Here is a 17,420-nt window from a genome sequence, read left to right on the forward strand (position 1 = left end):
ACCGGCGGCCGGCGGCCCGCGGCCCAGCGCGGCCCCACCGCGGACGAACTGGCCCAGCAGGCGGGCAAGGTGTTCGGCAAGGCCTGGGGCCGGGCCCGCAAGCTCGGCGGACGGCTGCTGGGCGGCGGGGAGCAGGACGACGTGCACTCCACCGGTCCGCTGGGCTTCGACCAGCCCGACGGTCCCCGCCAGCCTCCGATGCCCTCGCCCGGGGTCGAGCCCGCCGAACGCAGGCCGCCGGTGGCCGAGCACGGCACCCGGATCATGTCCGAGACGATGGTCGGCGACTTCCTGGACTACGCGCCGCTGCCCGCCCGCCCCGTCGACGACATCGCCCCGCCCGCGCAGGCGCCCGGCGAGGTGCCGACGGTGACCCGGCGCGGTGTCACGTTCGTGTACGGGCCGGAGGCGGACGCCGAGGCCTTCCTCGACGCGCTGCCCGTCCCCGGCATCGCCCTGGACGCCACCCAGGTGGCGGCGCGGCCAGGGCGGCCCCCCGTGACGGGACGGCCTCCCGCGACGATGCTGGACCAGAGCGCGGCGGCGCTGCTCGACGCCTCGGCCACGGTGCTGGACGCGTCGGGGGCCCCCGCGTCGTTCGACCCGGGGGCGACGATGCTCGACGGGCCTCCGCCCGAGGTGCCGACCAGGCCGGACCAGGGGCGGGACTTCGACCCGAACGCCACGATGATGGACCAGGGCGCCGGACGCCAGGTGGACCCGAACGCGACCGTGTTCGACCAGGGCGCCGGACGCCCCGTCGACCTGAACGCCACGATGATGGACCAGGGCGGAGCCCGTCCCGCGGGCCCTCCGGCGACCATGCTCGACCAGGGCGGCCCCGCCGGACCTTCGGGCCCGGCGGCGGTCTCGGTGCTGCTGGTCGGCGCCCCGCACACCGGGCAGCGCCGGTTCGCCCGCATGATCGCGGGGATCGTCGGCGACGGCCTGCTGCACGTCACCGACGCCGAGGAGCTGCGCGGCCTGGCGCTGGAACGGCTGGCGACGCTCTTCGACCAGCCGGGATCCGTCCAGCTGCTGGAACGGCTGGACGCCGCCGTGCTGGACGCCCAGGACCCCCGGGTCTTCCTCCGGACGCTGCGCACGGTGCGGGCCAGGGCCCGCACCCCGATGATCACCACCTGCGACCCGCGCTCGTTCCGGCGCTTCGCCAGGGAGTACCCGGAGCTGGAGCGCACGTTCCGGGTCTTCCACCTGCCGGAGCTGCGGGACGTCGAGGAGCGCACCACCCTGCTGCGGGTGCTCGCCGACGAGCGGCGGGCCTCGCTGGACACGGTCGCCTGGGACACCGCGCGCGAGGACCTCACCCGGCTGCGCGGCCCCGGCGACCTGACCGGGGCCCGGCTCGTCGAGGCCTACCTGGACCGCGCCTACCAGCGCGCGCTGGGCCGGGGCGGCGGGGCCAGGGACAGGGTCGTGCTCCAGGCGCAGGACTTCGCCGGCGTCCCCGAGACGATCGAGCCCGCGCTGCGGCCCGCGGGGGACGTGGACGGCTACCTGGAGACCCTGCACCAGATGATCGGCCTCGAGGAGGTCAAGGCCGAGGTGGACCGGCTGGCCGCCGAGGCCGACGAACCGGTCAACCTGGTCTTCGAGGGGCCGCCGGGGACGGGCAAGGCCACCGTCGCCGGGATCATCGGCGGCGTCTTCGGCGTGCTGGGCGTCCTGCCTTCAGGGCACCTCATCCAGTGCCGTCCCGAGCACCTGCTGGGACGCGACGGGCTGGAGACGGAGCTGCGCACCGCCGCGATGGTGCAGCAGGCCGAGGGCGGCGTGCTGCTGGTGCAGCAGGCCGAGAGGCTCACCCCCGAGGCGGTCGCCGAGCTGTTCCGCGGCTTCCGCGAGCACCCCTACCAGCTGGTGCTGGCCGGCCGGGACCTCGGTGACTTCCTGCGCGCCAACCCCGACATCGAGGCGACCTTCCTGAAGCTGGACTTCGCGCCGCCGACCGACCGGGAACTGGTGCAGCTGTTCACCAGGCTCGCCGAGGCCAAGCTGTACGTGGTCGAGGAGGAGCTGAGGGTGGAGCTGATGACCCGGATCGCCACGGCCAGGGAGGCCGAGGACGGGGACTTCGCGTACGGGCGGACCATCCACCGCTGGTTCGACGAGACGGTGGCGCGCCAGGCCCGGAGGCTGGCGGGGCTGGTCGGGGCGGACGCCATGACCGCGGCGCGGCTGACCAGCCGCGACCTGCCGGAATCGGGTCTGGAGCGCATCCTGGGCGAGCTCAACCAGACGCTGAGGGCCGAGCCGGAGCACTGACCCCGGGGGGGTCCTTCCGGGCCGCCGTTCCGGCCCCAGATCTGACTACCGGCACGCCAACGTGAATAGTCCTCGGGTAGCCCGCATGGGTCATGGGAACTTTTGCGACCGGCCAGTAGCCTGTACGCGGGTGTGTGGGGCCGGATGAACGGAGGTGGACGCGGTGCGCCTTTCGGAACTCGATCGACGTCTGCACGACGACGTGGCGCTGGGAGAGATCGAGCTGTACGCGGAGCTGCTGAGCGCGGTCGCGACGGCGGAGCGGCCGCTCACCGAGGCCGAGATAGACATCGTGCTCGGCGTGTGCGCCGAGCCGGTCTACGACTGACCGAGACCCTCGTCCGACACGTGAAGAAGCCCGTCCGGGAGAACCCGGGCGGGCTTCGTCGTATCCGCGGGGATCAGACCCCGAAGATCTTGAACACCGTGAAGACCAGTGCCGCCATCAGGCCGGCCGCCGGCAGCGTCAGCACCCATGCCATGAGGATGTTGCCCGCGACCCCCCAGCGCACCGCCGACAGCCGCTTGGTCGCGCCCACACCCATGATCGCCGAGGAGATCACGTGGGTGGTGGAGATCGGCGCGTGGAACCCGATGGCCGCCACGTAGAGGATGGACGCGGCGGTGGCCTCGGCCGCGAACCCCTTCGGCGGATCGAGCTCGATCACCCGGCGGCCCAGCGTGCGCATGATGCGCCAGCCGCCCGCGTAGGTGCCCAGTGACAGCGCGGACGCGCTGACGAAGATCACCCAGACCGGCACGTGGTCGGCGTGGGCCTGGTGCCCGGTGGCGACCAGCGCCAGCACGATCACGCCCATGGTCTTCTGCGCGTCCTGCAGGCCGTGCCCGAACGCCATGGCGGCGGCCGAGGCGGACTGCACGATGCGGAAGCCCCGGCTGACCCGGGCGGGCTTGGCCCGCCGGAACAGCCACAGAATGATCACCATGAAGAGGTAGCCCAGCGCGAAGCCCGCGAACGGCGAGATGATCATCGGGATGACGACCTTCTCCAGCACCTTGTCCCAGCCGACCGTGGTGGCGGCGGCCACGCCCGCTCCGACCAGCCCTCCGATCAGCGCGTGGGACGAGGAGGAGGGAAGCCCGAACCACCAGGTGATGAGGTTCCAGATGATGGCTCCGGCCAGCGCGGCGAACACCACGGCCAGGCCGCTGAGCCCCTGCAGGTCGGGCAGGATGTCGGCGATCGTCTTGGCGACTCCGACGCCGACGAACGCGCCGAGCAGGTTCATGATGGCGGCCATCATCAGTGCCGCCCGCGGTGTCAGCGCCCGGGTGGACACCGAGGTGGCGATGGCGTTGGCCGCGTCGTGGAAGCCGTTGGTGTAGTCGAAGCCCAGGGCGATGGCGACCACGGCCACCAGGGCGAAGGTCTCCACGGAGGGGCCCAGCGTCAGGATCGTGATGACACCGGCCACCAGGGCGACGAGAGCGCCGCCCATGGAGACGTAGGTGCTCAGCCGGTTCTGCTTCTGCTGAGGCTTGTCCAGATCATGACCGACCTGTACCGCGTCGATCAGTTTCTGAGGGTCCTCCACGGTCATGATTCCTTGACCGCGATGGTCTCGATGGTGTTGGCGACTTGCTCGAACGCGTCGGCCGCGTCCTCCAGGCGGTCGATGACCTCCTTGAGCTTCATCACCTCCAGGGGCTCGTACTCGCCGCCGAAGAGGTGGGCCAGCAGCTTGCGGTAGATCTGGTCGGCCTGGTTCTCCAGCCGGTTGATCTCGATCCAGTACTCGTTGAGCTCGCGCATCGCCTTGAGCCGGGGCATCGCCTCGGCGGTCAGCTCGGCGGCACGTTCCAGAACCTCCACCTGCCGGATGACGTCCGGTGGCAGCGCCTTGATCTTGTAGAGGACGACCAGGTCGGCGGCCTCCTCCATGTGGTCCATCACGTCGTCGAGGCGGGACGCCAGGTCGTAGATGTCCTCACGGTCGAACGGGGTGATGAAGCTCTCGTTGAGCCGGTGCATGATCGCGTGAGTGCACTCGTCGCCCGCGTGTTCGCAGGCGCGCATCTTCTCCGCGATGGCCCCCCGGTCTGCGCCGTCGCTGATGAGTTCCACGAGCAGCCGGGCTCCGGTGACGAGATTGTTCGCGGAGTCCGCGAACAAGTCGTAGAAGCCGTCTTCACGCGGCGTGAGACGCAATCGCACGTTTCTCTCCTAGTGCGGGAACTATCCGCAGCGATCGTAGGTGTAGTTCAACCGTATGACGAACTTTCACCTGTTTTTTTCCGGCGAGTCACCACCTCCTCTCCTGATGGTTGCCGTTGATCAACTCGCGTACACCCTTCGGGAAGGGGGTTTTCGCTGGTCATCGGACCTCCGGGACAGGCGATGAGAACCTTATGAGAACAACCCCGTACGGCGACACAGGGCCCCACCCGGAGGGGGTGGGGCCCTGTGTCGGGATCCGTGCCGGAGGGGTCAGCCGAAACGGCCGGTGATGTAATCCTCGGTCGCCTTCTCCGCGGGATTGGTGAAGATCTTCGAGGTCTCGTCCAGCTCGATGAGCTTGCCGGGCCTGCCCGTGCCCGCGATGTTGAAGAAGGCGGTGCGGTCGGAGACGCGGGCCGCCTGCTGCATGTTGTGCGTCACGATGACGATCGTGTACTGCGACTTGAGCTGGGCGATGAGGTCCTCGATCGCCAGGGTGGAGATGGGGTCGAGCGCCGAGCAGGGCTCGTCCATCAGCAGCACCTGCGGCTGGACCGCGATGGCGCGGGCGATGCACAGCCGCTGCTGCTGGCCGCCGGACAGGCCCGCTCCCGGCTTGTCCAGCCGGTCCTTCACCTCGTTCCACAGGTTGGCGCCCTTCAGGGAGGACTCGACGACCCCGTCGAGGTCGCTCTTGCGCTTGACCCCGTTGAGCTTCAGGCCCGCCGCCACGTTGTCGTAGATGGACATCGTGGGGAAGGGGTTGGGCCGCTGGAAGACCATGCCGACCACCCGGCGGACCGCCACCGGGTCGATCTTCTCCCCGTAGAGGTCCTGGTCGTCCAGCATGACCCTGCCCTCGACCCGGGCGCCCGGGATGACCTCGTGCATGCGGTTGAGCGTGCGCAGGAAGGTCGACTTGCCGCAGCCGGACGGGCCGATGAAGGCCGTGACCGAGCGGGGCTCGATGGTCATCGAGACGTTCTCGACGGCCAGGAAGCCGCCGTAGTAGGCGTTGAGGTCGGAGACCTCGATCCGCTTCGCCATGGTTCGGTGTTGCTCCGTTCTTCTCTTACCGGATCGAGGTCCTGCGGGCCAGGAGCCTGGCACCGAAGTTGAGGACCATGATGATGAAGATCAGTGCCAGGGCCGCGCCCCAGGCCCGGTCCACGGCGACCTGGTTGGGGTCGCCGGCCTGCTCCCAGATGTAGGTGGGCAGCGAGGACTGCGCGCCCTCGAACGCGTTGAAGTTGATGACCTTGGTCACCCAGATGGTCAGCAGCAGCGGGGCCGTCTCGCCCATGACGCGGGCGACGGCCAGCATGATGCCGGTGATGATGCCGGTGAACGCGGTGGGCAGCACCACCCTGGTGATGGTCCGCCAGCGCGGGACGCCCAGGGCGTAGGAGGCCTCGCGCAGGTCGTTGGGGACGAGCTTGAGCATCTCCTCGGCGGAGCGCACCACTGTCGGGATCATCAGGACGGCCAAGGCCAGCGCGCCGGCGAAGCCGGAGACCTCGAAGCCCAGCACCAGGATCCAGAAGGCGAGGACGAACAGGCCGGCCACGATGGACGGGATGCCCGTCATGACGTCGACGAAGAAGCTGATGACCTTCGACAGCCGGTTGCCCTGGCCGTACTCCACCAGGTAGACGGCGGTCAGCACCGCGATCGGGATCGACATCAGGCTGGCCAGGGCGACCTGCTCCAGGGTGCCGACCATGGCGTGGTAGATGCCGCCGCCCGCGTCCCGGCCGCCGATGCCGTTCATCGACTTGAGGAAGAAGTCGGCGCCGAGGACGCCGGCGCCCTCGCTGACGATCTTGAACAGCACGCTCGCCAGCGGGATGATCGCCAGGGCGAAGGCGACGTAGACCGCGACGAGGACGATGTTGTCCTTGAGCCTGCGGATGCCCGAGGTCTCCGGAATGGCCGGCTTGCCGGGGGTGTTGCGCTGCGGGGTCACGGTCGGGGCGCTCACACGAACTCCTTACGCCGGGCCACGATCGCGCGGGCCGCCATGTTGACCACCATCGTGATGACGAAGAGCACCAGGCCGGAGGCGATCAGGGCGCTGCGCCCGGTCGCCCCGGACTCGCCGAAGGTGCGCACGATGTTGGCGGCGAAGGTGTTGCCGCCCGGTTCCAGGATGTGCCAGTTGATGCCGGCGACCGTGGACAGCACCAGGGCGATCGCGACGGTCTCGCCCAGCGCCCGGCCCAGGCCGAGCATCATGGCGCTGATCATGCCGGACCTGCCGTAGGGCAGCACCGAGAGCCTGATGGTCTCCCAGCGGGTGGCGCCCAGGGCCTGCGCGGCCTCGATGTGGGCGGTGGGCACCTGGAGGAAGACCTCGCGGGTGATCGACGAGATGATCGGCAGGATCATGATCGCCAGGACCACCGAGCCGATGAAGATGGACTGCCCGCCGATGTTGTCGCCCGCGAACAGCGGGATCCAGCCCAGCGTGCTGTTGAGGAACCCCACCACGCCCTCGGAGTTGACCACCAGGAAGTGCAGACCCCAGAGGCCGTAGATGATGCTGGGCACCGCGGCCAGCAGGTCCACCGTGAACCCCAGGCCCTCGGCGAGCCTGCGCGGTGCGTAGAACGCGATGAACAGGGCGATGCCGATCGCGACCGGCGTCGCCATGAGCAGCGCCAGCGCGGCCGACATGACCGTGCCGAAGGCCAGTTGCGCCACGCCGAACCGCGGCGGGTCCCCGTTGGCGTTCCACTCGGTGTCGGTGAAGAAGTTCCCCTCGTTGGCCTGGAGCGCCGGGACGGCCTTCCAGACCAGGAACGCGGCGATCGCCGCCATGATCACCAGGACGAACACCCCGGAGCCCAGTGCCGCCGTGCTGAAGATCCGGTCGCCCCGCCGACCGGTGCTCATCGCACGCCTCTGCCCCTGCGCCCCGACGGCCCGAGCCCGGACCTCGTCGATGCTGGTCACCCCAGCTCCTCCCTCGGGATCTGTCATGTGAAGCCCGGAACCGGGCGTGGCCCCGCCGTCCTGCCGGACGACGGGGCTCGGGTGGTTCTCGCTGTTCAGTGCCGTTCTCGGTTCTTTACTTGATGGCGGCGACCGAGGCGCGGACCTTGGAGGCCACCTCTTCGGGCAGCGGGGCGTAGCCGAGGCCGGCGATGGCGTTCTGGCCCTCGGCCGAGGCGGTGTAGGTCAGGAAGGACTTCACGAACCTGCCCTCGTCGCCCTCGAGGCCGGACTCGCAGGCGATCTCGTAGGTCAGCATGACGATCGGGTAGGCGCCCGCGGTCTTGGTGTTGTAGTCGAGCTTCATGGCCAGGTCGTTGCCGGTGCCGACGACCTCGGCGCCCGCCAGGGCCTTGGAGGCGCTGTCGGTGGACAGCTCGGCGAACTCGCCGGCGCCGTTCTTGATCCTGGCGGTGGACAGGCCGGCGTTCTCGGCGTAGGACATCTCGATGTAGCCGATGGAGCCCTTGGACTGCTTGACCAGGGTGGTCACGCCGTCGGACTTGGTGCCGCCCTGGCCGCCGGGGGCGGTCCACAGCTTGCCGCCCTCGAACTTCCAGACGTCGGGGGCCGCCGCGGCGAGGTACTTGGTGAAGTTGTCGGTGGTGCCCGACTCGTCGGCGCGGTGGACCGTGGTGATCTTGTCGCCGGGGAGCTTGGCGTCCGGGTTGTCCTTGACGATCGCCGGGTCGTTCCAGGTGGTGATCTTGTTCGCGAAGATGCCCGCCAGCGTGGTGGGGGACAGCTGCAGGCCGTCCACGCCCTCCAGGTTGTAGGCGACCGCGACCGGGCCGACGACCATCGGCAGGTTCAGCGGAGTGCCGCCCTTGCAGCGCTGCTGGGCGGCCGCGACCTCGTCCGGCTTGAGCGCGGAGTCGGAGCCCGCGAAGGCGGCCTGACCGGAGCTGAAGGCCTCGATGCCCGCGCCCGACCCGCTGGGGTTGTAGTTCAGGGTCGCGCCGGCGCAGTTGGCCGTGTAACCCTTGATCCACTCGTCCACCGCGTTCTTCTGGGCGCTCGAACCGGCGGCGTTGACGGTGGCCTCGACGCAGTCGCCCTTGTTGGCGGTGGCCGCGGTGTTCCCGTCGGTGTTGTCGTCGGAGCCGCAAGCCGACAGCGCGAGGGCGCCAGCGAGGATGACGCCGCCCAGGGCGGAGAGCCGGATGCCGTTCTTCACGGGGTGTTCCTCCTGATCAGTGCGGTGAACCCCGTGCTAGGTCAGGGAGGTGGGGCCACCGTCTGATCCGAAGGTAGAAAGCCCAGGTGAACGGCTCGGAGCGCTCCAGGTGAACTGAGGGTGAACAGGACGGGGCGGGATCCGGAAAGGCATCTCGACCGGGAGTGGCCGGAAGGTTAACGAGGCCACACCCGGCACATTCAGGAGCGGCTGTACATGACGTCCGTCTGGTGGCGGGTGAAGCCGAGGGACTCGTACAGGCGGACGGCCGAGGTGTTGCCGCCGTCGACGTAGAGCAGCACGGTCTCCAGGCCCAGGGACTTCAGGTGGTGCAGTCCGGCCAGGGTCAGTGTGCGGCCCAGGCCGACGCCCTGGGCGGACGGGTCGACACCGACGACGTAGACCTCGCCGAGTCCGTCGGGGTGGACCTTGGTCCAGTGGAAGCCGACCACGCGGTCGCCCTTGCAGGCGAGGAAGAAGCCCTTGGGGTCGAACCAGGGCTCGTCCATGCGCTGGCGGAGGTCCTCCATCGTCCACTGGCCCTGTTCGGGGTGGTCGGAGAAGGCCAGGTGGTTGAGCCTCAGCCAGGTCTCGGCGTCCCGCGGTTCGAAGGTGCGCAGGGAGAAGCCGGCGTGGATCCGTTGGACGGGGAGCTCGTCGCCCAGGGGGCGGCGCATCTGCAGCAGGGTGCGCACCGGCGCGAGTCCCAGGGACGCGGCCAGCCGAGGGGCGCCGGGGAGGTCGCCGTGCGCCCAGATCTTGACCCGCTCGTTCCCCGCCAGCAGGGCGGAGACCAGGGCCCTGCCGATGCCCCGGCGGCGGAACCCCGGGTCCACCACGACCTCGGCGGACTCGCCGTCGGTGTAGGCGTAGCCCGCGAGCGACCCGTCCGCGTGGTGGAGGTGGTGATCGCCTCCGCCGTGCCTGACGTCGAGCAGGGTCTGCTCGGAGAGCGGAGCCACTCCGTCGCTCTCGGTGGCGCGGGACGCCAGTTCGAGAACGGAGGCTGACTGTTGGGCGGACAATTCGTGCACGGCGGCCATAGATCCCCAGCTTATGCGGACGGTCAATGGTAGGAGATCACAAGATGGGGGAGATCGTGGAGGCCGGGTTCTCACGTATCTCCAAGTGACACGTCCGATCTTCTGTCTCTAAGGTCCGGATGGATCCTCCTGCCCCCTTCGACCTGCCAAGGATGAGCGAATGCCGCGTAAAGGTACGAAGGTCGTGCTCGCAGGAGCGCTGACCACCGCGATGCTCGCGGTGGCGGCGCCCGGCGTGACGGCCGCGCCCCCGGACCGGGGGAAGAGCGTCCCCGTCCGACTGCTCGCCCTCAACGACTTCCACGGGCACCTCGAGCCGCCCACCGGGTCCTCCGGCCGCTTCGTCGACGAGAACGGCCAGACCGTGGCCGCGGGCGGTGCCGCCTACGTCGCCGCCTGGATGGAGCGGATGACCGACGAGAACACGCTGAAGGTCGCCCAGGGCGACCTGATCGGCGCCACGCCCCTGATCTCGGCCGCCTACCACGACGAGCCGAGCCTCGAGTTCCTCGGGAACCTGGGCATCACCGCCTCCTCGGTGGGCAACCACGAGTTCGACGAGGGTTACGACGAGCTCAAGCGCCTCCTCAAGGGCGGCTCCCACCCGGTCGACGGCGACTCCCCGGCCGGCCCCTGGAAGGGCACGGAGTTCGCCTACCTGGGCGCGAACGTGCTGCTGGAGGACGGGAAGAAGCTCCCCGACCTGCCCGGCAACGAGATCCTCCGGCAGGTGCCGCGCAAGAAGCTCGCCGCGCTGCTGAAGAGTCACGGGGTTCCGGCCGTGCCGCCGATCGCGGTCAGGAGGATCAACGGCCAGCGGATCGGGTTCATCGGCGCCGTCACCGAGACGACCCCGACGATCGTGACCGCCTCCGGCATCAAGGGCCTGAAGTTCGAGAGCGTCGTCAAGTCCGCGAAGTTCGGCTCGCAGCTGCTGAAGCTGCTGGGCGTGGAGTCCCAGGTCCTGCTGGTCCACGAGGGCGACAACGTCACCGCGGGCAGGTCCCCGGACGTCTGCAGCACCGCCGCCGACCCCGACGGCAGCGCGGGTTCGGGCACCGAGATCGCCACCAGGGTGGACCCGGAGATCGACCTGGTCCTGTCCGGGCACTCCCACCAGGCCTACGTCTGCGAGGTGAAGGACCCCTCGGGCGCCACCCGGCTCTACAGCCAGGGCGGATCCTTCGGCCGGGTCATCTCCCAGGTGGACCTGCGGATCGACAAGAGCTCCAAGGACGTCGTCCGCGCCTCGGTGAAGATCGACAACCAGGTCGTCACCCGTGACATCAAGCCGCACGAAAAGACCGAGGATTTCGTCCAGACCTGGAAGGACCGGGTCGCGGTGGTCGCGAACAAGAAGGTGGGCGAGATCACCGCGGACCTGGACCGGAAGGCGACCCCGACCGGCGAGACGCTGCTGGGCGACCTGATCGCCGACGCTCAGCTGGCCGCCACCAAGGACGAGGGCGGCGCGCAGATCGCGCTGATGAACCCGGGCGGGGTGCGGGATGACCTGCTGTACGCGCCCGACGGCGTGGTGACCTACGGCGAGGCGTTCGCCGTCCAGCCGTTCAACAACCTCATGCAGGTGGTGACCCTGACCGGCGCCCAGCTCGACGCCCTGCTGGAGCAGCAGTGGACGGCGGCGCGCACGGCGGTGCTCCAGCCGTCGGCGTCGCTGAGCTACACCGTGACGCCGGGCAACGCGTTCGGGGACAGGGTGTCGGGCATCGAGGTCGACGGCGCGCCGATCTCCGAGACCGCGGCCTACCGGGTCGCCGCCAACAACTTCCTGGTGGGCGGCGGTGACGGGTTCTCCGTCTTCACCCAGGGCACGAACCTGTGGAGCGGCCCGATCGACCTGGACGCCTTCACCGACTACCTCGGCGCCAACTCGCCGGTGACGCCTCCGGAGACCGGCCGGATCAAGCTCGGCTGACCGTGTCCGTCCGCGGGGCGACCCCCGGACCCCCGTGAGGGGAACAGCCGATCCTCGCTTCGCCGCGGTCGTCTGTTCCCCGCGAATCCCCGCGAACCGGGAACAGCCCCTGCGCTTCTTCGCGTGGGGGCTGTTCTCCGGGTACGGGGCGTTCCTACCGGTGGGTAGGAACGTTCCAGGCCCGCGGGGGCGCGGTCAGGGACGCGAGGCCAGGGCCTCTTCCTGATCGCCGGACCGGTGGTCGGGGACGAACCGGTAGCCGACGTTGCGCACGGTGCCGATGAGCGACTCGTACTCGGCGCCGAGCTTGGCCCGCAGGCGCCGCACGTGGACGTCCACGGTGCGGGTGCCGCCGAAGTAGTCGTAGCCCCAGACCTCCTGCAGCAGCTGGGCGCGGGTGAAGACCCGCCCCGGGTGCTGCGCGAGGTACTTCAGCAGCTCGAACTCCTTGAAGGTGAGGTCGAGCACCCGGCCGCGCAACCGGGCGGTATAGGTGGCCTCGTCGATGGTCAGGTCGCCGCTGCGGATCTCGCCGGGCTGGTCCTCGGCCTCGCCGGCCGACGAGCGGCCGATCGCGAGCCGGAGCCGGGCCTCGACCTCCGCGGGTCCGGAGGCCTGCAGCAGGACGTCGTCCAGACCCCACTCGGGGGTGAGCGCGGCCAGGCCGCCCTCGGTGACGACGGCCAGCAGCGGGCAGTCCAGGCCGGTGGTGCGCAGCAGCCGGCACAGGCTCTTGGCCTGCACCAGGTCGCGGCGCGCGTCGACGAGGATCGCGTCGGCTGGGGGTGCGTCGATCAGGGCAGATGCCTCCGCCGGAGCGACGCGAATCGAGTGCAAGAGCAAACCCAACGCCGGAAGAACCTCATCTGACGGTTCCAGCGCGTTGGTGAGCAACAACAAGCTGCTCAACGGCCGCCTCCCTCTCTTGCCCTTTCGGGGTGATACGTCCCCTTAAAGACGTCAAGGATCCGGGGGCCTCGTTGCCCGGATCCTTCGCTAGAAGCTTATACGAGGGGCGGAAAGGGGCAACGGGCACCCGACTGATTCATTACGGGCGATACATGAATGAGATCCTTGGACGATGGCCAAGGGAGTGATCAGATACTGGGCCGCGGCGAAGGCCGCGGCAGGGGTCGCCGAGGAGTCCTACCAGGCGGAGACCCTCGCGGAGGCCCTCCAGAACGCCGGTGCGGCGCGAGGCGGGGAATTCGGGAGGGTCCTGGCGCGGAGCTCGTTCCTCGTCGACGGGCTGCCCGTGGGGACCCGTCCTCATGAGGGCGTGGAACTGACGGACGGCGCGGTGGTGGAAGTATTGCCTCCGTTCGCGGGTGGCTGATCTCACATCGCGAACTTTGCCGGGTGGGTCGTTCGTCTCACACTCTGAACAGTTAAGGGGTGTCATGCGTAAATTCCTGATCGTCCTGCTCGTGCTGGCGGTGGCGGGGCTGATCGGTGCCGACCGCTTCGGCAAGGCCCGCGCGGAATCCGAGGTGGCCCGCCAGGTGGCCGCGCAGTACCGGCTGCCGGAGCAGCCGTCGGTGAAGATCGGCGGATTCCCGTTCCTCACCCAGGCGATCAACGGGCGGTACGAGCGGATCGACGTCGTGATCGGGGACTACACCCAGCAGGGGGTCACCGTCCAGGACGTGCGGATCCGGCTGAACAACCTGAAGGCGCCGCTCTCCGACCTGCTCAACGGCGACCAGAGCAACGTCCGCGCGGAGACGGCCACCGCCTCCGCCGTCATCCCCTACGACGTCCTGCAGAAGGCGGTCGCCGACAAGGGGGTGCAGAAAGTGTCACGCAAGGGTGAGGACGTCCTCCTGGAGGGCACCTTCTCCTTCGTGGGAATCAGCGCTCCCGTCGGCGTGACGGTCTCCGTCGAGCCCACCGTCAAGGGCATCGTGATCACCCCGCGGACCGTCCAGACCTCCGGGATCCAGGTGCCGCTCGACCTGGTGAAGCGGGACCTGACCTACACGGTGCCCGTCACCGGCCTGCCGATGGGCTCGCGGATCACCGCGGCCGACCCGGAGGACGCCGGCCTGCGGATCACCGGGACCGCCGAGAACGTCGACCTCAGCGGGGTCACCCAGCAGACCGCCGGCTGAGTCCGCGACGGGTGGTGCCGGTGGCGTAGTTTCGGGACATGACCGGAGTGATGGCCGTCATCGGCACGCTGGGCCTGGCCACGGTGTTCGGGCTGGTCTGGCAGCGGCGGACGGGGCGGCTGAAGGAGCAGGACGTGCGCGGAGAATGGGCCTTCGAACTGGGCGCCCTGGGCGAGCGGGCGACCCTCGTCCAGTTCTCCAGCGCCTTCTGCGCGCCCTGCCGGGCCACCAAGCGCGTCCTGGCCGAGGTCGCGGAACTGGTCGAGGGGGTCCGGCACGTGGAGATCGACGCCGAGTCGCGGCTGGATCTCGTCCGCGAACTGAACATCCTCAAGACCCCGACCGTCCTGGTGCTCGACGCCTCGGGGCGGATCGTGCAGCGGGCGGCCGGACAGCCGAGGAAAGCCGATGTCATAGCGGCGCTGGGGCGGCTTCCCGGGCTCTGACGGGCCGCCCACCAGGCCAAACGTGATCATGGGGCCCGTCTCGTCAGGCGAGACGGGGGTGACAGCTCGAGAGAAGTTCCGTAACATCGTGTCCGTGCGTTACTGGACAGAACAGATGCTGACGAAGCGACGGGCAGTCGACTACTGCCGCGTTTCGACCGCGCTCTGTCGCATGGCCTGAGAACAGCCGTAGCCGCTGTCGCGGGGACTCTTCCCCCGCACCCGCCAGGCGTCCGCACCCCCGCCCCGTAAGGGAGCGTGTTCCCCGCATGAAAGTCGACCCGCGAGGACAACGGTTCACCGCCGCCCTCACTTCGATCGTCTTGGTGGCGGTACTGCTCACCGGGAACTGGGTACTGCTCGCCGCTCAGGCCATGGTGTTCGCGATCGGAGTCTTCTTCGGGCTGCGTCGCCATCCGTACGGGCTGCTCTACGCGGGCCTCGTACGACCGCGCTTGAGCCCTCCGGCAGAACTCGAGGACGAGGCCCCTCCGCGTTTCGCGCAGGGGGTCGGTCTCGCGTTCGCGCTGGTGGGCGTGGCCGGATACAGCCTGGGGCTCGGGTGGCTGGGAATCGCGGCCACCGCCTTCGCGCTCGGGGCGGCCTTCCTGAACGCCGTGTTCGGGTTCTGCCTCGGCTGCGAGATGTTTCTGATCATCAAGCGTGTCATCCCGAAGTCATTCTCCGAGGAGGTTCCTTAAATGAGCCGTAGTGACGTCCTGGTGGACGCGGCCTGGGTCGAGGCCAACCTGGACGCCCCCGGCGTGGTGCTGGTCGAGGTGGACGAGGACGTCTCCGCCTACGACAAGGGCCACATCCGCGGCGCCGTCAAGATCGACTGGTCGAAGGACCTGCAGGACCCGGTCCGCCGCGACATGGTCGACAGGGTGGGCTTCGAGCAGCTCCTGTCCTCTCGCGGCATCGCCAACGACGACACCGTCATCCTGTACGGCGGCAACAACAACTGGTTCGCGGCCTACGCGTACTGGTACTTCAAGCTGTACGGCCACGAGAACGTCAAGCTGCTCGACGGCGGCCGCAAGAAGTGGGAGCTGGACTCCCGCGAGCTGGTCGTCGACGTGCCGACCCGCCCCGCCACCGACTACAAGGCCAAGGAGCAGGACCTCGACATCCGCGCCTTCCGCGACGAGGTCGTCGACGCGATCGGCACCAAGGTCCTCATCGACGTGCGCTCGCCCGACGAGTTCACCGGCAAGCTGATGGCCCCGGCCCACCTCCCGCAGGAGCAGGCGCAGCGGGCCGGCCACGTGCCGACCGCCCGCAGCATCCCGTGGTCCAAGGCCGCGAACGACGACGGCACCTTCAAGTCCGACGAGGACCTGAAGAAGCTCTACACCGAGGCCGGCGTGGACCTGAACAAGCCGATCATCGCCTACTGCCGCATCGGCGAGCGCTCCTCGCACACCTGGTTCGCCCTGCGCGAGCTGCTGGACCTGCCCGACGTCAAGAACTACGACGGTTCCTGGACCGAGTACGGCTCGCTGGTCGGCGTGCCGGTCGAACTCGGCGAGCCCAAGTAGCCGCAAGACCGGTACGACCAACCTCAAGGGAGAAAAGCCATGTCCCAGGGATGCGCCGCCCCGGCCCAGACCGCTCACCTTCCGGCGACCGTCGACCTCAACAACGAGGCCGTCATCCAGGGCACCGTCGCGCGTGACGGCGCCCCGGTCTCCGGCGCCTACGCCCGCCTGCTCGACTCCTCCGGCGAGTTCACCGCCGAGGTCGTCACCAGCGACGAGGGCGTGTTCCGCTTCTTCGCCGCCGACGGCGACTGGACCGTCCGCGTGCTGGCCCCCGGCGGGGTCAGCGTGGACAGCTCGGTGACCGCCAGGACCGGCGAGATCGCGGGCGTCGAGGTCTCGATCTAGCCTGGTCACGACAGGAAGGACCCTGTGGTTTATCCCACAGGGTCCTTTTTGTTTTCAACTTTTACTTTCTGGTAATGCGATGGATAGTGCAGGGTAAAGTCACCTTTCATGGCTAACTGGACGCCGCCGCCTCCGCCGCAGGAACCCGATCCCCGGAACGGGGGAGACCAGCCGGGCAACTACGACCCGTTCGCGCAGCAGCAGCCTCCGCAGCAGCCGGAGTACTCCGACCACACCAACCTGGGCACGCCGCTGATGCAGCCCGGCGCGGGGACCCCGCCGCCGTTCGCCCCGCCCCAGCAGGACGGGCAGGTCCCCGGCCAGCCGCCCTTCCAGGGCCAGGGGACGCCGCCGCCGTTCATGCCGCCGGGCCAGTTCGGTCAGCCGGGCCAGTTCGGCCAGCCTGGTCAGTTCGGTCAACCCGGCCAGTTCGGCCAGCCGGGCCAGTTCGGCCAGCCCGGTCAGTTCGGTCCGCCCGGTCACCCGATGCAGCCGCCCAAGGGCATGAACCCGCTGCCCGCCATCGTGGCGGTGCTGGTGCTGGTGGTCTGCGCCGGAGCCTTCGCCGCCGTCAAGGTGCTGGGCAAGGACGAGAAGAAGCGGACGATCGCCATCCCGACGGTCTCGGCGGACGTGCCGACCGTGGAGGTCCCGACGTTCACCCCGCCCTCGATCACCGTCCCGCCGCTGCCCTCCACCACGCCGACTCCGCCGGTGACCACCAAGCAGGTGCCGGCCAACGCGATGAAGGCGACGATGAAGACCGCCTTCGGGACGACGTTCCGCCGGGTCGGCGGGTCGTCCGGGCCGTGCGCCAAGGCCGCGCCGAGCGAACTGAAGCGGTTGCTCGTCAAGTACCCGTGCATCGGGAACTTCCGGGGCGCCGTCTACACCGACTCGAAGAAGAAGGCCGTCGTCACCGTCATCGTCATGCCGCTGAAGAGCGCGTCGGCGGTCTCGGCCGTGAAGAAGGCCAGTGCTTACCCCTACCTCATCAACCCGGACAAGGGCAGCGGGGCGCGCTCCATCGGCGACAAGAGGGTCGCCACCTGGAGCCGGATCTACGAGCAGAGCAATCTGATCGTCTTCTCCATGGCCTACCGCAGCGACCTCGCGAAGAAGGACACCGGCGAGATCGCGAGCACCGCCGCCCACCAGATCGGGGCCGAGGTCACCGGCGTGCTCATCTGGAGCTGACCCGGTTGCGGGAGGATCTGCCCGGACGGTGATCTACCTGCGGTTCCTGGTGGTTGCACCGCAAACTGTGTGATGATTTGCAATCTTTGTGCGCTTTGCCCTTTTGGACCACTCTTTCTGTGCCCAGTAGGGTCAGCCGCGTGCTTTTCGCCTTCACGG

The 17,420-nt window shown here is 69.2% G+C and carries 18 protein-coding genes and 1 pseudogene; 11 read left to right on the forward strand and 8 right to left on the reverse strand.

Annotated features, from left to right (window positions below; genetic code table 11):
- Together ABD327_RS18900 and ABD327_RS18905 are read left to right on the forward strand one after the other, a co-directional pair.
- Nucleotides 1–2,286, forward strand: a pseudogene (locus ABD327_RS18900) (hypothetical protein); the annotation flags it as partial.
- A gap of 163 nt (nucleotides 2,287–2,449) precedes the next feature.
- Nucleotides 2,450–2,614 (forward strand): hypothetical protein, encoded by a 165-nt coding sequence (locus tag ABD327_RS18905; RefSeq protein WP_344451800.1) that lies wholly within the window; start codon nucleotides 2,450–2,452, stop codon nucleotides 2,612–2,614.
- Nucleotides 2,615–2,687: 73 nt separating this feature from the next.
- On the opposite strand, the gene ABD327_RS18910 is transcribed toward ABD327_RS18905, so the two are convergent.
- The 7 genes from ABD327_RS18910 to mshD form a co-directional block, all read right to left on the reverse strand.
- Nucleotides 2,688–3,848, reverse strand: a complete 1,161-nt coding sequence (locus tag ABD327_RS18910) for an inorganic phosphate transporter (RefSeq protein ID WP_344451801.1) — start codon at nucleotides 3,846–3,848, stop codon at nucleotides 2,688–2,690.
- The gene (locus tag ABD327_RS18915) at nucleotides 3,845–4,462 is read right to left on the reverse strand and encodes a DUF47 domain-containing protein (RefSeq protein ID WP_344451802.1); all 618 of its coding nucleotides are present in this window, start codon (nucleotides 4,460–4,462) and stop codon (nucleotides 3,845–3,847) included. The genes ABD327_RS18910 and ABD327_RS18915 overlap by 4 nt, the downstream gene beginning before the upstream one ends.
- A gap of 273 nt (nucleotides 4,463–4,735) precedes the next feature.
- Nucleotides 4,736–5,512: a phosphate ABC transporter ATP-binding protein PstB gene (gene pstB / locus ABD327_RS18920; RefSeq protein ID WP_344451803.1), complete on the reverse strand. Its 777-nt coding sequence runs from the start codon at nucleotides 5,510–5,512 to the stop codon at nucleotides 4,736–4,738.
- Between the two features lie 25 nt (nucleotides 5,513–5,537).
- Nucleotides 5,538–6,446, reverse strand: a complete 909-nt coding sequence (pstA, locus tag ABD327_RS18925) for a phosphate ABC transporter permease PstA (protein WP_344451804.1) — start codon at nucleotides 6,444–6,446, stop codon at nucleotides 5,538–5,540.
- Nucleotides 6,443–7,360 (reverse strand): phosphate ABC transporter permease subunit PstC, encoded by a 918-nt coding sequence (gene pstC, locus ABD327_RS18930; protein ID WP_344451864.1) that lies wholly within the window; start codon nucleotides 7,358–7,360, stop codon nucleotides 6,443–6,445. Before pstC ends, pstA begins: the two co-directional genes overlap by 4 nt.
- 175 nt (nucleotides 7,361–7,535) lie before the next feature.
- Nucleotides 7,536–8,636 carry a phosphate ABC transporter substrate-binding protein PstS gene (gene pstS, locus ABD327_RS18935; RefSeq protein WP_344451805.1) on the reverse strand — a complete coding sequence of 367 codons (1,101 nt, stop codon included), beginning with the start codon at nucleotides 8,634–8,636 and terminating at the stop codon, nucleotides 7,536–7,538.
- 200 nt (nucleotides 8,637–8,836) lie between these two features.
- Nucleotides 8,837–9,679, reverse strand: a complete 843-nt coding sequence (gene mshD, locus ABD327_RS18940) for a mycothiol synthase (RefSeq protein WP_344451806.1) — start codon at nucleotides 9,677–9,679, stop codon at nucleotides 8,837–8,839.
- A gap of 160 nt (nucleotides 9,680–9,839) precedes the next feature.
- On the opposite strand from mshD, the gene ABD327_RS18945 reads away from it, so the two are divergent.
- Complete coding sequence (locus ABD327_RS18945; protein WP_344451807.1) at nucleotides 9,840–11,618, forward strand: bifunctional metallophosphatase/5'-nucleotidase; 1,779 nt, start codon at nucleotides 9,840–9,842, stop codon at nucleotides 11,616–11,618.
- A gap of 195 nt (nucleotides 11,619–11,813) precedes the next feature.
- On the opposite strand, the gene ABD327_RS18950 is transcribed toward ABD327_RS18945, so the two are convergent.
- Complete coding sequence (locus tag ABD327_RS18950) at nucleotides 11,814–12,527, reverse strand: winged helix-turn-helix transcriptional regulator (RefSeq protein WP_344451808.1); 714 nt, start codon at nucleotides 12,525–12,527, stop codon at nucleotides 11,814–11,816.
- A gap of 172 nt (nucleotides 12,528–12,699) precedes the next feature.
- Between ABD327_RS18950 and ABD327_RS18955 the strand changes: the two genes are divergently transcribed.
- The 8 genes from ABD327_RS18955 to ABD327_RS18985 all read left to right on the forward strand — a co-directional run bounded on the left by ABD327_RS18955 (nucleotide 12,700) and on the right by ABD327_RS18985 (nucleotide 17,261).
- Nucleotides 12,700–12,954: a MoaD/ThiS family protein gene (locus ABD327_RS18955; protein WP_344451809.1), complete on the forward strand. Its 255-nt coding sequence runs from the start codon at nucleotides 12,700–12,702 to the stop codon at nucleotides 12,952–12,954.
- Between the two features lie 64 nt (nucleotides 12,955–13,018).
- On the forward strand, nucleotides 13,019–13,729 hold the full coding sequence (locus tag ABD327_RS18960; RefSeq protein ID WP_344451810.1) for an LmeA family phospholipid-binding protein: 711 nt from the start codon (nucleotides 13,019–13,021) through the stop codon (nucleotides 13,727–13,729).
- 38 nt (nucleotides 13,730–13,767) lie between these two features.
- Nucleotides 13,768–14,175, forward strand: coding sequence for a TlpA family protein disulfide reductase (locus ABD327_RS18965; protein ID WP_344451811.1), 408 nt, complete (start codon nucleotides 13,768–13,770; stop codon nucleotides 14,173–14,175).
- Nucleotides 14,176–14,290: 115 nt separating this feature from the next.
- On the forward strand, nucleotides 14,291–14,356 hold the full coding sequence (locus tag ABD327_RS37485; protein WP_408608342.1) for a putative leader peptide: 66 nt from the start codon (nucleotides 14,291–14,293) through the stop codon (nucleotides 14,354–14,356).
- Between the two features lie 88 nt (nucleotides 14,357–14,444).
- Nucleotides 14,445–14,876, forward strand: coding sequence for a DUF4395 domain-containing protein (locus ABD327_RS18970; RefSeq protein WP_344451812.1), 432 nt, complete (start codon nucleotides 14,445–14,447; stop codon nucleotides 14,874–14,876).
- Nucleotides 14,877–15,716, forward strand: a complete 840-nt coding sequence (locus ABD327_RS18975) for a sulfurtransferase (RefSeq protein WP_344451813.1) — start codon at nucleotides 14,877–14,879, stop codon at nucleotides 15,714–15,716.
- A gap of 39 nt (nucleotides 15,717–15,755) precedes the next feature.
- The gene (locus ABD327_RS18980) at nucleotides 15,756–16,064 is read left to right on the forward strand and encodes a DUF1416 domain-containing protein (protein ID WP_344451814.1); all 309 of its coding nucleotides are present in this window, start codon (nucleotides 15,756–15,758) and stop codon (nucleotides 16,062–16,064) included.
- A gap of 108 nt (nucleotides 16,065–16,172) precedes the next feature.
- A complete protein-coding gene (locus ABD327_RS18985; RefSeq protein WP_344451815.1) occupies nucleotides 16,173–17,261 on the forward strand; it encodes a hypothetical protein in 1,089 nt (362 codons plus the stop codon).
- The last annotated feature ends 159 nt before the right edge of the window (nucleotides 17,262–17,420 follow it).

Origin of the sequence: Actinocorallia aurantiaca (assembly GCF_039533685.1) — a bacterium.
Taxonomy (GTDB): domain Bacteria; phylum Actinomycetota; class Actinomycetes; order Streptosporangiales; family Streptosporangiaceae; genus Actinocorallia; species Actinocorallia aurantiaca.